Below are 15,139 nucleotides of genomic sequence, written 5' to 3'. Positions count from 1 at the left end.
GCTGCTTTTTCCCCGGAGGCGGCGCTTGACGCGCCTGTCCGGGCTACCCGGCCCGCAGACGGCGGTGAGCCAGTAGCCCGGCTAAGCGCAGCGCGAGCCGGGGAAAAGTCGGGCAGGGGCTAACTATGCCAGCCGGCAGGCGTCGGCTTCCCAGCGGTACCCTACGCCGTAAACGGCGCGAATAAACGACTGCTCGGCGTCCAGCGACTCCAGCTTACGCCGCAGGTTTTTGATATGGCTATCGATCGTTCGGTCGGTCACCACGCGGTAATCATCGTATAGATGATTCAACAGTTGTTCGCGCGAGAAGACTTTACCCGGTTCCTGGGAGAGGGTTTTCAGCAGGCGGAACTCGGCGGGCGTGAGGTCCAGCAGCTTGTCGCGCCAGGAAGCCTGAAAACGACCTTCGTCGACAATCAGCGGGCTTTCCGCATCCAGCGCCTGCAGATCGCGCTGCGGTTTGCAGCGGCGAAGAATGGTCTTCACGCGGGCCACCACCTCACGCGGGCTGTAGGGCTTACAGATATAGTCATCGGCGCCGATTTCTAACCCCAGCAGGCGGTCGATCTCCTCGATTTTGGCGGTGACCATTACCACCGGAACCTCAGAGAAACGGCGGATTTCCCGGCACAGGGTCAGGCCGTCGGTACCGGGCAGCATCAGATCCAGCAGGATCAGATGCGGCGGCGTCTGGCGAACGTACGGGAGAACCCGATCGCCGTGATTAATCAGCGTCGGCGCATAGCCCGCCGCCTGAAGATAATCGATCAGCAGCTGACCCAGCTTGGGCTCATCTTCCACGATAAGAATGCGTGGCGTGTTTTCATCAACAGGTAATTCAGTCATACGTCTCTCGATAAATTACGTTCCAGAGGTAGTTCTACTTTAATGCTAACCCCGCCCAAAGGCGAATGGCCGGCACGCAAAGTGCCACCGTGGGCCGCGACAATGTTAAGGCAAATCGCCAGCCCTAAACCAGAGCCGCCGCTGGCACGATTGCGCGACCCCTCAGTACGATAAAAACGCTCAACCAACCGCTCCAGCTGTTCATCGGTGACGCCGGGGGCGCTATCGGCAAAATCGAGAACCAGCATATCCCCGCTCTGGCTGGCGCTAATCTGCAGGCCGCCGCCGCTATCGGTATAGCGCAGGCTGTTTTCCAGCAGGTTATTAAACAGCTGCATCAGGCGATCCCGGTCACCGAAAATCGTTGCGCTTTCCGGCAGCGAAACGCCGATCGACAGCCCGCGGCTGGCGAAGCGCTCGCGAAACGCGCCGGCGGCGACCTCCAGCAGATTGATGATATCCACCGAGGTTTTCTGGTAGGAGAGGGCGCCTTCATCGGACATCGACAGCTGGTGTAAGTCATCGACCAGTTTGGTGAGGGTGGCGACTTCCGCCTGCAGGGAGGCGATGGAGTCCGGGGTAAATTTGCGGATCCCATCCTGAATCGCCTCCAGCTCGCCGCGCAGCACCGCCAGCGGCGTGCGCAGCTCGTGGGAAATATCGGCCATCAGGTCCCGGCGCATCTGCTGGTTGCGTTCCAGAGTGCTGGCCAGCTGGTTAAAATCTTTGGCCAGACGCCCCAGCTCATCGCTGCTGGTGGCGGCGACGCGGGTGGAGAAATCGCCGGCCGCCAGACGGTGCGTCCCCTCAACCAGGCGTTTAACCGGCGCGAGCAGGCCGCGCGCCAGTGGGAAGGTGGCCAGCGCCGCCAGCAGCGTGGCGAGGGCGACAATCAGCCAGCTGGTACGTTTCTGCTGGCGGTCAAAGTTGATATCGGTGTTGCGCGTCAGGCGTTCAACCGGCGAGGCGATGACCGCGCCAACCTCAACGCCGTTGACCATAATACTGCGCCGGGTACCGTCCTTCGGCACGCGTTCGCGCGGGCCCACCAGTACGCGTCCTTTTTGATCGACCACCCAGAACATGGTGCGCCAGCCGTGCGGAGGCATATCGGGGCCGGGACCGCGGTCGCCACGATCGCCGCGTGGACCGTCGAGCGGCCGGTCCGGCGCGGCGTCCGGCGGCATCTCTTCCGGGCCGGGGCCACCGTGCGGCTCATCCATCGGACCGTGGCCCATACCGCGGCCCGGCGGCGAGCGGTCATCGTTGTCGCGTTCAAAGGTTTTCAGCAGCTGGAAAATAAAGCGGTCGTTGTTGCGCAGGAACGTCCAGCTGCCGTGCTGGGCATACTGCTCGCTCAGGGCATCGCCGAGCATGGTCAGGCGCTGTTCGTTGCCGCGCTTGATATAGTCAATAAAGCCGCGTTCAAAGCTGATACGCACCGCCCAGTGCATACTGATCAGCAGCACGATGCAGGTGGCGAGGATCGCGATAAACAGCTTGCCGGTAATGCCGGGACGCCAGAACTTCAAGACTCACTCCTTTTACGGCGACGAATCACGGTATTGGTCGTGGTGTCATCCGGTACGCGGGAAAAAAGCAGCGCCGGCAGCGCGATAATCACCGCCATGCTTAAGTAGGTATAGAGAAAGACCTGATGAGCGATCGCCGCATCGGCGCTGATATGCTGCTGGCCGTAGAGACCGAGCAGCATCCCGGCGATAGTGACGCCGATACTCATCGACAGCTGCATGACCATCGACAGCAAGCTGTTGCCGCTGCTGGCCAGATCGTCGGGCAGATCTTTCAGGGTCAGCGTATTCATTGAAGAAAAGCGGCTGGAGTTAATCATCCCCTGCAGGAACAGCACTACCGGCAGCAGCCAGTACCAGCCCGCGAGCGCAACGGCCATAAACAGCAGGCTGACCAGCGCGAGGCCAATCGTCGAGGTCACCAGTACCCGGCGATAGCCGAAGCGGTTGACCACCTGGACCACAATGCGCTTCATCCCCATGCTGCCGAGCACCATCGGGATCATCATCAGCCCGGCGTGGAACGGCGTAAAGCCGAGGCCGATCTGTAAAAACACCGGCGTCATAAACGGCAGCATGCCGCTGCCGATACGCCCGGCGAAGCTGCCGCCAAGGCCGAGAGAAAAGGTGCGGTTGGTAAACAGCTTCAGGCTAAACAGCGCGTTGCGGTTGCCGCGCGCGTGCCACAGATAGCACAGCATTGACGCCGCGCCGATGGCCACCAGCGCCGTCAGCCACAGGGGGGAGAGCCCGAGCCCTTTTTTACCGTCGAGCGCCAGGGTCAGCGTCGCCATGCCGGCGGCCAGCAGAATAAAGCCGAAGATATCAAAGCGCCGGGTTTGCAGGGTGTAGTTGGGCATCAGGCACAGCGTGGCGATGGCGCCGACGATGCCGACCGGAATGTTGATCAGGAAGATCCAGTGCCAGGAGGCGTACTCCACCAGCATCCCGCCGAGCGCCGGGCCGAGCAGCGGACCCACCTGGCCGGGCAGGGTGACGAAGGTCATCGCCGCCATGTATTGACTGCGCGGGACGATTTTCATCACCGTCAGGCGGCCAACCGGCACCATCATCGCGCCGCCGACGCCCTGCAGCACGCGGGCGAGTATCAGCTGATCGAGCGTGGCGGCCTGCGCGCAGAACAGGGAGCCGGCGGTAAACAGCACGATGGCGCTAAAAAAGATATTCCGCACCCCGACCCGATCCGCCAGCCAGCCGCTGGCGGGCAGCATCACCGCCACCGTCAGCACATAGGAGACAATAACCATATGCATATGCAGCGGGCTCTCCCCGAGGCTCTGCGCCATGGAGGGGAGGGCGGTGTTAACGATAGTGGTATCCAGCGCCTGCATAAAAAAGCCGAAGGCCACTATCCACAGCTGCCAGCGCACGCTGGAGGGAAGATCTGTCATGTTATTCGCTTACCGGTTGAGGGACTTTTCGCGAAAAACGCAGCCGCAGACGGTCGAAGAACAGATAGACCACCGGCGTGGTGTACAGGGTCAACAGCTGACTCATCACCAGGCCGCCGACAATGGTAATCCCCAGCGGCTGGCGCAGCTCGGAGCCATCGCCGCCGGAGATAACCAGCGGCAGCGCGCCGAACAGCGCCGCCAGGGTGGTCATCATTATCGGCCGGAAGCGCAGCAGACAGGCCTGGAAGATCGCCTCTTCCGGCGGCAGGTTGCCGTTGCGCTGCGCCTCAAGGGCGAAATCGACCATCATGATGGCGTTTTTCTTCACGATGCCAATTAATAGCATAATCCCGATAAGCGCGATTAGGCTGAACGGGGCATCGAAAAGCTCCAGCGCCAGCAGCGCGCCGACGCCCGCGGACGGAATGGTCGACAGAATGGTCAGCGGATGAACGTAGCTCTCATAGAGGATCCCCAGCACGATGTAGACCGTGGCGATGGCTGCCAGAATCAGGATCACCTGCGAGTTCATGGTCTCCTGGAACACCTGCGCGGTCCCGGCGAAGGACCCGCGGACGCTGGACGGCACGCCAATCTGGGTCATCGCCCGGTTGATGGCGTCGCTGGCTTCCGACAGAGACTTGCCGGTAGGCAGGTTAAAGGAGATGGTCGACGCCGCCGACAGCCCCTGGTGGTTCACCGACAGCGGCGCGTTAGCCGGCTGCCATTTGGCGAAATAGGAGAGCGGAATCGGCTTGTCTTCGCTGTTGATCACAAACATCTTATCGAGGGCGCTGACGTCCTGGGTGTAGACCGGGTCGACCTGCATCACCACTTTATACTGGTTCAGCGGCTGGTAGATGGTTGAGATCTGCCGCTGACCGAAGGCGTTGTTCAGCAGATTGTTGGCGTCCTGCACGCTGATGCCGAGCCGCGACATGGTATCGCGATCGTAGATCAGATCCATCTCCGCGCCGTTATTCTGGCTGTCGGAGTTGACGTCCGCCAGCTCCGGCAGCGCCGCCAGCGTTTTGCGGATTTTCGGCTCCCATTCCCGCAGCGCCGCAAGGTCGTCCGACAGCAGCGTATACTGGTAGCTGGCGTTGGCCTGACGGCCGCCGACGCGGATATCCTGTACCGCCATCAGGAACAGGTTGGCCCCCGGCTCTTTGGCCAGCTTCTTCCGCAGCCGATCGATAATCTGCTGCGCCGTTTCATGGCGCTCATCGCGCGACTTGAGGGTGATAAACATCATTCCGCTGTTGACCCGCGAGCCGCCGGTAAAACCGGTGACGTTGTCCACCGCCGGATCTTCACGAATGATCTTCATAAAGTCCTCCAGCTTGCCGCGCATCGCCTGGAACGAGATGCTCTGGTCCGCCTGGATACCGCCCATCAGCACCCCGGTGTCCTGCTCCGGGAAGAAGGTTTTGGGAATCGAGATATAGAGCCAGACGCTCAGCGCGATGGTGCCAAGCAGCACCAGGCCGGTTAAGCGGCTGTGCTTCAGCACCCACTTCAGCGATTTGCCGTATCCGCCCTGAATCGCCACCAGCAGGCGGCCAACCCCGCGCTTGCGCGTCGGCTCGTGGGGCTTGCCGCTTTTCAGCAGCCAGCCGCACATCATCGGCGTCAGGGTCAGAGAGACCGCCAGCGAAATGCCAATCGCCACCGACAGGGTAACGGCGAATTCGCGCAGCAGCCTTCCCGGCAGGCCGCCCATCAGCAGCAGCGGCAGGAACACTGCCACCAGCGACAGGCTCATCGACAGCACGGTAAAACCGACTTCCCGGCTCCCCTGCAGCGCCGCCTGCAGCGGCTTCATGCCGGCTTCCAGATGGCGGGAAATATTTTCCAGCACCACGATGGCGTCATCGACCACGAAGCCGGTAGCGATAGTCAGCGCCATCAGCGACAGGTTGTTAAGGCTGAAGCCGCACAGGTACATGGCGGCAAAGGTGCCGATCAGCGAAACCGGAACCGCCACCGCCGGGATCAGCGTCGCGCGCCCCGAGCGGAGGAAGAGGAAGACCACGAGGATCACCAGCGCCACCGAGATGACCAGCGTTTGCTCCACTTCCTCCAGCGAGGCGCGGATGGTCGGCGAGCGGTCCTGGGCGATTTGCAGATCGACAGAGGCCGGGATGGTGCGCTGCAGCTCCGGCAGGCGGGCGCGAATGCTGTCCACCGTCTCGATGATATTGGCTTCCGGCAGCTTGCGGATCATCAGCAAAATCGCCGGTTTGGCGTTAGTCATCCCGGCGTTGCGCACGTCCTGCACCGAATCGGTGACGTTGGCGACGTCGCCGAGGCGCACCGCCGCGCCGTTGTTATAGTGCACAATCAGCGGCTGGTATTCGGCGGCGGTCTTCAGCTCGTCGTTGGTCGCCACCTGCCAGCGGTGGGTGGCATCTTCCAGCGCCCCCTGCGGTTTACGTACGTTGGCGTTGCTGATGGCGGTGCGCACCGCGTCCAGCGATACGCCCTGGTTAAACAGCGCCTGCGGGTTGAGGTCGACGCGCACCGCGGGCAGCGAACTGCCGCCGACGTCCACGTCGCCGACGCCGTCAATCTGGGCAATGGTCTGCGCCAGCTGGGTAGAGGCGAAGTCGTACAGTTCACCCTGGGACCAGGTATCCGAGGTGAGGGTGAGGATCATGATCGGCGCGTCTGACGGGTTGGCTTTGCGGTAGGTCGGACGGCTCGGCATGCCGCTCGGCAGCAGGCTTTGCGCGGCGTTAATCGCCGCCTGCACGTCGCGGGCCGCGCCGTTGATATCGCGGTCAAAGTTGAACTCAAGAATGATGCGCGTACTGCCGAGCGAGCTGGAGGAGGTCATCTCATTGACCCCGGCAATCCGCCCCAAAGAGCGCTCCAGCGGCGTCGCCACCGAAGAGGCCATGGTCTCCGGCGACGCGCCGGGCAGCGAGGCGCTGATCATGATGACCGGGAAATCCACCTGCGGCAGCGGCGCCACCGGCAGCAGGCGGAAACCGAGGATGCCGCACAGGGTAATGGCGAGCGAAATCAGAATCGTCGCCACCGGACGGTAAATGAAGAGGGCGAAAAACTTCACCTACGCCTCCTCCTCACGCCGCGGGAACCGGCTCTTCATATACAGCGACAGCCGGTCGAACAGCAGATAGATAACCGGAGTCGTGAACAGCGTCAGCACCTGGCTGAGCATCAGACCGCCGACCATGCCAATCCCCAGCGGACGCCGCAGCTCCGCGCCGACGCCGGTACTGAGCATCAGCGGCAGCGCGCCCAGCAGGGCGGCGAGGGTGGTCATCAGGATCGGGCGGAAGCGCAGCAGGCAGGCCTGGTAGATCGCCTCGCGCGGCGGCATGCCCTGCTCGCGTTCGGCGGCCAGCGCGAAGTCGATCATCATGATGGCGTTTTTCTTGACGATGCCGATCAGCAGAATGATGCCGATAATCGCGATAACGTCCAGTTCGCTCCCCGCCAGCCATAGCGCCAGCAGCGCGCCGACGCCCGCCGTCGGCAGGGTGGAGAGAATCGTTATCGGATGAATAAAGCTTTCATACAGTACCCCGAGGACGATATACATCGCCACCACCGCGGCAACCACCAGCCAGACGGTGCTGCCAAGCGCCGACTGGAAGGCCAGCGAGCTGCCCTGGAACTGGGTACGGATATCGCTCGGGAACGCCAGCGCCTGTTCGGCGCCAAGAATCGCTTCAACCGCATCGCCCAGCGAATAGTTGTCCGGCACGTTAAACGAGATGGTGGTAACCGGGAACTGATCGAGATGGTTTATGGATAGCGGGGCAAAGCGCTCCTCGACGCTGGCGATGGATTTCAGCGGCACAATCCCGCCGTCGCTGCTGGTCAGACGAATATTATCCAGCGCCGCCAGCCCCGGCGTGGCCTGGGTATCATGCTCCAGCACCACGCGGTACTGATTCGCCTGGGTATAAATGGTGGAGATTAAGCGCTGACCGAAGGCGTTATACAGCGCGTTATCGACGTCCGCCATGCTGATGCCGAGACGGCTGGCGCTATCGCGATCAACGTTGATATACGCCGCCAGGCCCTTATCCTGCCAGTCGCTGCTGACGTCGGAGAGCTGCGGCAGCGCCTGCAGCCGGGCCAGCAGTTGCGGGACCCAGTTGCTGAGCGCGTCCAGCGAGTTGGCCTGCAGCGTGAACTGGTACTGGGTGCGGCTGACGGTGGTGTCAATGGTCAGATCCTGCGTCGGCTGGAGGTAAAGCTCAATCCCGGGAATGCCGCTCACCGCGTTCTGCAGGCGGCCGATCACCGTCTGCACGCGATCGTCGCGCTCGTCCAGCGGCTTAAGGTTGATTTGCAGGCGGGCGCTGTTGAGCGCTGGGTTGGTACCGTCGACGCCCACGTAGGAGGTAAGGCTTTCCACCGCCGGATCGTTAAGTATCGCCGCCGACACCTGCTGCTGGCGCTCGGCCATATTGGCGAACGACGCCGACTGCGGCGCCTGCAGCGTCCCCTGGATAATGCCGTTGTCCTGAATCGGGAAAAAGCCTTTTGGAATAAACACCCACAGCATAATCGACAGCACCAGGGTGCCGAGGGCCACGCTCAGGGTCAGCCACGGATGATTCAGCACCCGGCTCAGCCAGCGGCCATAGACGGCAATTACCCGCTCAAAGAAACGCTCGCTGGCGCGCGAGAAGCGGTTCTGCTTGCGCAGCGACTCGTGGCTCAGCATGCGGGCGCACATCATCGGCGTCAGGGTCAGCGACACCACCGCGGAAATCAGGATCGCCACCGCCAGGGTAATGGCGAACTCGCGGAACAGACGGCCCACGATATCGCCCATAAACAGCAGCGGGATCAGCACCGCAATCAGCGAGAAGGTCAGCGAGATAATGGTAAAGCCAATCTCTCCGGCCCCTTTCAGGGCGGCGGCCAGCGGCTTTTCGCCTTTCTCGATATAGCGCGAGATGTTTTCAATCACCACGATGGCGTCATCGACCACAAAGCCGGTGGCGATGGTCAGGGCCATCAGCGTCAGGTTGTTAATTGAAAAATCGAGAAACACCATCACCGCAAAGGTGCCGACCAGCGATAGCGGTACGGCGATGCCGGGAATAATCGTCGCCGGGACGTTGCGCAGAAAGACGTAGATAATCATTACCACCAGGGCGATGGCCAGCATCAGCTCGAACTGGGTATCGCTGACCGAGGCGCGGATATTGGTGGTGCGGTCGGAAAGCACCTGTACTTTAACCGATTTCGGCAGGCTTTCGGTGAGCTGCGGCAGCATCTGGCGGATGCTGTCGGCGGTCGAGATAATGTTGGCCCCCGGCTGGCGCTGAACGTTCATGACGATCGCCCGCTGATTGTTCGCCCATGCCCCGAGCCAGCTGTTTTCCGCGCCCTGTTCCACGGTGGCGACGTCGCCGAGGCGAATCGGCGCGCCGTTCTGATAAGCGATAATCAGCCGGCGGTAATCTTCCGCCGACTGCATCTGATCGTTGGCGGAGAGGGTCACCGCCCGCGACGGGCCGTCAAGACTCCCCTTCGCCGAGTTGACGTTGGCGCTGGTTATCGCGGTGCGCACCGTTTCGCTGGTCAGCCCGAGGGCGGCGATGGCCTGGGCGTTGAGCTTGACGCGTACCGCCGGGCGCTGGCCGCCCGCGAGGGTGACCAGCCCGACGCCGGAAACCTGGGAGATTTTCTGCGCCACGCGGGTCTCCACCATATCCTCGACCTGGGTCATCGGCACGGCGGAAGAGGTGACCGCGAGGGTCATAATCGGCGGATCGGCGGGGTTCACCTTACTGTAGACCGGCGGGTTAGGCAGGTCCGAGGGCAGCAGGTTGGTGGCGGCGTTGATGGCCGCCTGCACTTCCTGCTCCGCGACGTCCAGCGGCAGCGTGAGCTGGAACTGGAGCGTCACCACCGACGCGCCGCCGGAGCTCTGGGAAGACATCTGCTTGAGGCCGGACATCTGGCCAAACTGGCGCTCCAGCGGGGCGGTCACCGACGAGGTCATCACGTCCGGGCTGGCGCCGGGATAGAGGGTTACCACCTGAATCGTCGGGTAGTCCACTTCCGGCAGCGCCGAAACCGGCAGGAAACGATAGCCGATAATCCCGGCCAGCATAATGGCCACCATTAACAGCGTCGTGGCGACCGGGCGCATGATAAACAGACGGGAAGGGCCACCCGTGCTGCTCGGCGGTAACACTTGCATCAGGAGCGCGCTCCTTTTTTACCGTACTCGCGGCTGGTGGCTTTTTCCGGCTCGGCGGCGGTAGCCGCATCGTGGGCTTCCACCACCTCAACCTTCGCGCCTTCGGTCAGACGGTCGATACCGTCGGTTACGACGCGATCGCCGGCGGAAAGCCCGGCGTTGATCACCACTTTCAGGCTGTCCTGAATACCCGGCGTGACGGTATGCTTGCTGACCTTGTTCTCATCGTTCAGTACCCAGACGAAATGGCCTTCGTTACCCATTTGCAGCGCGGCGGTTGGGATCACCACCGCGTTCTGCTCGGTATCGACCAGCATACGGGCGTTGACGAACTGATTCGGGAACAGGGCATCGTCCAGGTTAGTAAAGCGCGCTTTCAGCTTGATGGTGCCGGTGGTGGCGTCAATCTGGTTATCGAGGCTCAGCAGTGAGCCTTCGCTGATTTTCTGTTTATTGGTGCGGTCCCAGGCTTCGACAGCCAGCTTTTTCCCCGCCTTCTGCGCCTGTACCACCGTGGCGATTTGGTTTTCCGGCAGCGTAAAGACCACGTCGATCGGGTGGGTTTGCGTCAGTACCACAATCCCGGTGGTGTCGCCGCTGGCGATCTGGTTGCCGATATCCACCTGTTTTAAGCCGACCCGGCCGTCGATTGGCGCGGTGATGCGGCTCCAGTCCAGCTGCAGCTGGGCGCTGGCGACGGCGGCTTCGTCCGCTTTGATCGTACCCTGGGTTTCGCTGACCAGCGACTGCTGGGTGTCCAGTTCCTGCCGGGAAACCAGATTGGTTTTGACCAGCTGCTGGTAGCGCGCCAGATCGCGACGGGCGTTGGCCAGGGTGGCCCGATCTTTCGCCAGCTGGCCTTCGGCCTGGGCGAGGGCGACTTTAAACTGGCTGGGGTCGATTTCCGCGAGCAGATCGCCCGCTTTGACCTGCTGGCCTTCGGTAAAGTGGATGGCCAGCAGCTGGCCGTCGACGCGGCTGCGGACGGTGACGGTATTCGCCGCCGTCACGGTGCCGAGGCCGGAAAGGTAGCGCGGTACCGCTTCGCTGGTGGCGGTGGCCGCCTGTACCGGCGCGAGGGCGGCGCCAAAACGACCGGGGCGTCCGCCTCCGGGCCCCTGCTGACGCGCGCCTGATGCCGTCGGCGCGCCGCTGTTTGCCGCTTCGCGACCCTGCCAGAACCAGTACGCGGCGCCCGCGACGATCGCGACCACCAGCACCGCAGCCCAACGGCTTTTATTGCTACCTTTCATTAATTTGCTATCTCATCCTGAAACGTTTCACGGAATGATACTAGTTTAGCCAGCGAACGCTGCTTAAAAATGGAGGAATTATGAAAAGACTGTCCAGATATGTCTGTAAAAAACGCTTTTCGCAGAGCCGGTTACGGTGAATAGTTAGGCGTAAAATTCGCTTAACGATTTTGCTTAGCCGGACGATGAATCCGGTTAGTTATTGCCCGTCATCCGCTGTTTCTTAAGGGGCACAGCGGAATACGTCGAATCTGAACTGATATACAGCGTGAATAAGCGGCCCCGGAAAGTGATTCAGCCTGATTGGCGGCGGCATCTGTTTGATAATCAAATTCACTCACGATTTTGCCTTAAGCAATGCGACTACTACCAGAGGGTTCTTTATGCATTTTACCCAAGCTATCGCCCGTCTCCCGGCCGCCACCTGCGGCGCAGGACAAACTACCGCCCGGCTGGGCGCGCCGGATATCGCCGCCACCACCCGCCAGTTTCTCGTCTATGTAGAAACCCTGCTGCAGCTTGGCCTGAAGGTCACCGTACTGCCCGCGGCGGCGGATTATCCTGATGCGCACTTTGTTGAAGATACCGCGGTGGTGATGCCTGAACTGGCGGTGATTACCCATCCGGGCGCGCCGAGCCGTCAGGGCGAGGTCGATACCATTGCGCCGGTGCTGGCGGGGTTCCGTCCGCTGGCGCGGATGAGCGAGCGCGGGCATATGGACGGCGGCGACGTGCTGTTAGTGGATAAGCAGTTTTTTATCGGCCTGACGGCGCGCACCGATGAGCAGGGGATCCGCGAGTTTGCCGCCGCCGTTGAGCCGCACGGCTATCAGGTCGCGGCGATTGAAGTGAGCGCCGGTCTGCATCTGAAATCGATCGTCAACTATGTGGGCCGCAATACGCTGCTGCTGACGGAAGGCTACGTTAACCATCCGGCGTTTAGCGGCTTCAACAGCATCGTGATCCCGGAAGAGGAGGCCTACGCCGGAAATACGCTGTGGATCAACGGTACCTTAATTACGCCGCAGGGCTACCCCTATACCCTGGGCGAAATCAGCAAGCTGGGAATGCCTATCGTGCAGCTCGACACCAGCGAATTTAAGAAAATGGATGGCGGCCTGACCTGCCTCTCACTGCGTTTTTAATCACCGCGCCAACACCGGGGAGATCGAAATGAAAATACGCCTTGCCGCACTACTGGCCTGCATGGCGCTCAGCGCGCCGCTGGCCGCCCAGCAGTTTGACACCATCAGCTTTGGCGTCGATGGCGGCTATCCGCCGTTTGACGTGCTGGCGCCCAGCGGTGAAATTACCGGCTTTGATATTGATATCGCCAATGCGTTGTGCACCCAGCTAAAAGCCAAATGCGTTTTCGTGAAGCAGCCGTTCGAAAGCATGATCGCCGCCCTCAACGCGCATAAGTTTGATGCCATTATCGCTTCGCTCAATATTACCGATGAGCGTAAAAAGGAAGTGGATTTCACCGACCGCTACTACCGCAGCGCGGCGCAGCTGGTGGCGCGCAAAGGCAGCCCGCTGTTGCCTGACGTCGCCAGCCTGAAAGGCAAAACCGTAGGCGTCCAGACTGGCTCCACACATGAAGCGTTTGCGAAGGCCAACTGGGCCAATCATGGCGTGAAAATTGTCGGTTACGCTAACCAGGATAACGTCTACCTCGACCTGCTCTCCGGGCGAATCGACGCCGCGTTGCAGGATAATATCCAGGCGGCGACCGGCTTTATTGATACCCCGCGCGGGCAGAAATTCGCCTTTGCCGGTCCGGTTATCCAGGACGGCGGCATCTCCTCCGACGTGGGGATTGCGGTGAATAAAGACAACCCGGCGCTGCGCGATGCGCTGAACGGCGCCATTAAGGCAATCCGCGCCGACGGCACCTACGACGCGATCCAGAAAAAATACTTTAGCTTTGATATTTATGGCAAATAAGTCGTGAAGATGCGGGCGCGGGTGATGGCCTGCGCCCCTTTACGACCTCCGCGGAAGGCTGAATATGGTCGCAGACTATTTACCCCTGTTGTTACGCGGCGCGGCGCTTTCGCTGTGCGTGATGCTCTCTTCATTACTGGTCGCTCTGCTGCTGGGGCTGATTAACTCGCTAATTAAGCTCTTCGGCCCGCCGTGGCTGCGCCTGTTTTCCACCGCCTACACCACGCTGGTACGCGGTATCCCGGAGCTGGTGATTATGCTGCTGCTGTTTTTCGGCGGCGAGATGCTGGTGAACCTGCTGCTGGGTCTGGTGGGGCTCGGGCCGGTGCGCTTCAATACCTTTATCTCCGGCGTGCTGGCGATCGGCTTTGTTTTCGGCGCCTATTACACCGAGACCTTTCGCGGCGCCTTTCTGACCGTCGATCGCGGGCAAACCGAAGCCGCGCAGGCCTACGGGATGCGGCCGTGGACGGTGTTCCGCCGGGTGATGCTGCCGCAGATGCTGAGCTTCGCGATCCCGGGCATCAACAACAACTGGCTGGGGCTGATGAAAGCATCGGCGCTGGTGTCGATCCTGGGCCTTGAGGATATGGTATGGCTGGCCGAACAGGCCGGGCGCGCCACGCAAAAGCCGTTCCTCTTCTATTTTCTGGTCTCGCTGATTTACATGGTGATTACCGCGCTCTCCAGCTGGCTTTTCAGCCGCCTGGCGAAGCGTTACGCGCTGCGCTCGTCCACGGCGGGGACGGCCTTATGAATCTGCAAACCTTTCTCGATGCGATCCCGAGCTTTTTGTGGAGCGACGGCAACGGCGCCGCCAGCGGGCTGGCGGTCACGGCGGAGCTGTTTTTGCTCTCCATCGTTCCCGGGATGGCGCTGGCGATAGCGATGGCGGTGGGGCAGGTGTATGGACCGCGCGCGCTGGCGCTGCCCATCCGTGGTTTTACGTATTTTTTCCGCAGCACGCCGCTCTATCTCCAGCTGATGCTGATTTACTACGGCCTGTCGCAGTTCGATATCGTGCAGACGGGCTGGATGAACGACCAGCCGTTCTGGCTGTTGTTCCGCGATGCGACCTTCTGCGCCACGCTGGCGCTGGTCCTCAACACTGCCGCGTACGTCGCGGAGCTGCTGGCGGGGATGATGGTGACCTTTCCGCGCCAGGAGTGGGTCGCCGGGGAGGCCTACGGGATGGGGAAATGGCAGATTATTCGTCGTCTGGTGCTGCCCGCGACGCTCAGACGCGGGATCCCGGCGCTGAATAATGAAATGGTTTTTTTACTGCACGCCACGTCGCTGGCCAGCACCGTCACCCTGCTGGATATTACCGGCGTGGCCCGCGCGTTCTACGCCATGACCTATTCGCCGTTTATTCCGTTTCTGATGGCCGCGGCGTTGTATCTGCTCTGCACCTTTATGCTGATTTTCGCCTTTTCCCGCGCCGAGCGGCGCTGGCTGGCGTTTATCCGGCGCGGCTAGTCAGGAGCGCTTAATGGCCTGCAGTTCGGTCAGGGTGACGATTTTATCGACGTGAAACTTTTTACTGGTCAGCCAGCTATCCGCCAGCTGGCAGTAGTGCGCCATGCTGCGGCAGCCGATGCGTACCAGAAAGTCGAAGCTGCCGCTGACCAGCCAGCAGTCCAGCACTTCGGGCGTCTGGCGCATCTCCTGTTCAAACACCGGCTGCGAGCGCCCGTGGTCGGCCAGCGCGATTTGCGCCTGTACCACAAACGCGTGCTCCGGCTCGGGCAGTTCTACAATGGCGCTGTAGCCGCGAATAATGCCGTCGCGCTCGAGGCCGCGCACCCGTTCCAGGCACGGACGGGCGGTGAGGTTTACCTGCTCCGAGAGCTTCTGATAAGAAATGCGGCCATCCCGGCGCAGAATTTCAAGGATCTTATGATCGATACGGTCAAGCCGGGCTTTCTTTTCCACAACCAGGACGTC

General features: G+C 61.5%; 11 protein-coding genes. 4 read left to right on the top strand and 7 right to left on the bottom strand.

Annotated features, from left to right (window positions below; translation table 11 throughout):
- Nucleotides 1-123: 123 nt before the first annotated feature.
- From baeR to MKleb_RS18260, 6 genes are read right to left on the bottom strand one after another with little or no spacing between them, the layout of a single operon-like run.
- Entirely contained in the window at nt 124-846 is a 723-nt protein-coding gene (gene baeR, locus MKleb_RS18285; RefSeq protein WP_014230101.1) for an envelope stress response regulator BaeR, read from the bottom strand.
- The gene (gene baeS, locus MKleb_RS18280; protein ID WP_025107781.1) at nt 843-2,378 is read right to left on the bottom strand and encodes an envelope stress sensor histidine kinase BaeS; all 1,536 of its coding nucleotides are present in this window, start codon (nt 2,376-2,378) and stop codon (nt 843-845) included. Before baeS ends, baeR begins: the two co-directional genes overlap by 4 nt.
- Entirely contained in the window at nt 2,375-3,790 is a 1,416-nt protein-coding gene (locus MKleb_RS18275) for an MFS transporter (RefSeq protein WP_014230099.1), read from the bottom strand. The genes baeS and MKleb_RS18275 overlap by 4 nt, the downstream gene beginning before the upstream one ends.
- Before the next feature lies 1 nt (nt 3,791).
- Nucleotides 3,792-6,869 (bottom strand): multidrug efflux RND transporter permease subunit MdtC, encoded by a 3,078-nt coding sequence (gene mdtC, locus MKleb_RS18270; RefSeq protein ID WP_016946935.1) that lies wholly within the window; start codon nt 6,867-6,869, stop codon nt 3,792-3,794.
- Nucleotides 6,870-9,992, bottom strand: coding sequence for an MdtB/MuxB family multidrug efflux RND transporter permease subunit (locus MKleb_RS18265; protein WP_014838976.1), 3,123 nt, complete (start codon nt 9,990-9,992; stop codon nt 6,870-6,872). It lies immediately after the preceding gene.
- On the bottom strand, nt 9,992-11,245 hold the full coding sequence (locus MKleb_RS18260) for an MdtA/MuxA family multidrug efflux RND transporter periplasmic adaptor subunit (RefSeq protein ID WP_014230096.1): 1,254 nt from the start codon (nt 11,243-11,245) through the stop codon (nt 9,992-9,994). Before MKleb_RS18260 ends, MKleb_RS18265 begins: the two co-directional genes overlap by 1 nt.
- Before the next feature lie 383 nt (nt 11,246-11,628).
- On the opposite strand from MKleb_RS18260, the gene MKleb_RS18255 reads away from it, so the two are divergent.
- The 4 genes from MKleb_RS18255 (at nt 11,629) to MKleb_RS18240 (ending at nt 14,671) form a co-directional block, all read left to right on the top strand.
- Nucleotides 11,629-12,390 (top strand): dimethylarginine dimethylaminohydrolase family protein, encoded by a 762-nt coding sequence (locus MKleb_RS18255; protein WP_025107780.1) that lies wholly within the window; start codon nt 11,629-11,631, stop codon nt 12,388-12,390.
- A 28-nt stretch (nt 12,391-12,418) separates the two neighbouring features.
- Nucleotides 12,419-13,192, top strand: a complete 774-nt coding sequence (locus tag MKleb_RS18250; RefSeq protein ID WP_014838973.1) for an ABC transporter substrate-binding protein — start codon at nt 12,419-12,421, stop codon at nt 13,190-13,192.
- Between the two features lie 64 nt (nt 13,193-13,256).
- The gene (locus MKleb_RS18245) at nt 13,257-13,949 is read left to right on the top strand and encodes an ABC transporter permease (protein ID WP_016946939.1); all 693 of its coding nucleotides are present in this window, start codon (nt 13,257-13,259) and stop codon (nt 13,947-13,949) included.
- Nucleotides 13,946-14,671 (top strand): ABC transporter permease, encoded by a 726-nt coding sequence (locus MKleb_RS18240; protein ID WP_014230092.1) that lies wholly within the window; start codon nt 13,946-13,948, stop codon nt 14,669-14,671. The genes MKleb_RS18245 and MKleb_RS18240 overlap by 4 nt, the downstream gene beginning before the upstream one ends.
- On the opposite strand, the gene MKleb_RS18235 is transcribed toward MKleb_RS18240, so the two are convergent.
- Nucleotides 14,672-15,127: an Lrp/AsnC family transcriptional regulator gene (locus tag MKleb_RS18235; protein ID WP_025107779.1), complete on the bottom strand. Its 456-nt coding sequence runs from the start codon at nt 15,125-15,127 to the stop codon at nt 14,672-14,674.
- Nucleotides 15,128-15,139: the final 12 nt, after the last annotated feature.

Origin of the sequence: Klebsiella sp. PL-2018, assembly GCF_019048985.1 — a bacterium.
Taxonomy (GTDB): Bacteria; Pseudomonadota; Gammaproteobacteria; order Enterobacterales; family Enterobacteriaceae; genus Klebsiella; species Klebsiella michiganensis.
This window is presented reverse-complemented; position numbering and strand designations above follow the sequence as displayed.

Bases quoted from the DNA above. Each gene is read 5' to 3' on its own strand.
- MKleb_RS18240 (WP_014230092.1), top strand. From the start codon at position 13,946: ATGAATCTGCAAACCTTTCTCGATGCGATCCCGAGCTTTTTGTGGAGC.
- MKleb_RS18255 (WP_025107780.1), top strand. From the start codon at position 11,629: ATGCATTTTACCCAAGCTATCGCCCGTCTCCCGGCCGCCACCTGCGGC.
- MKleb_RS18260 (WP_014230096.1), bottom strand. From the start codon at position 11,245: ATGAAAGGTAGCAATAAAAGCCGTTGGGCTGCGGTGCTGGTGGTCGCG.
- MKleb_RS18245 (WP_016946939.1), top strand. From the start codon at position 13,257: ATGGTCGCAGACTATTTACCCCTGTTGTTACGCGGCGCGGCGCTTTCG.
- MKleb_RS18250 (WP_014838973.1), top strand. From the start codon at position 12,419: ATGAAAATACGCCTTGCCGCACTACTGGCCTGCATGGCGCTCAGCGCG.
- MKleb_RS18265 (WP_014838976.1), bottom strand. From the start codon at position 9,992: ATGCAAGTGTTACCGCCGAGCAGCACGGGTGGCCCTTCCCGTCTGTTT.
- baeR (WP_014230101.1), bottom strand. From the start codon at position 846: ATGACTGAATTACCTGTTGATGAAAACACGCCACGCATTCTTATCGTG.
- MKleb_RS18275 (WP_014230099.1), bottom strand. From the start codon at position 3,790: ATGACAGATCTTCCCTCCAGCGTGCGCTGGCAGCTGTGGATAGTGGCC.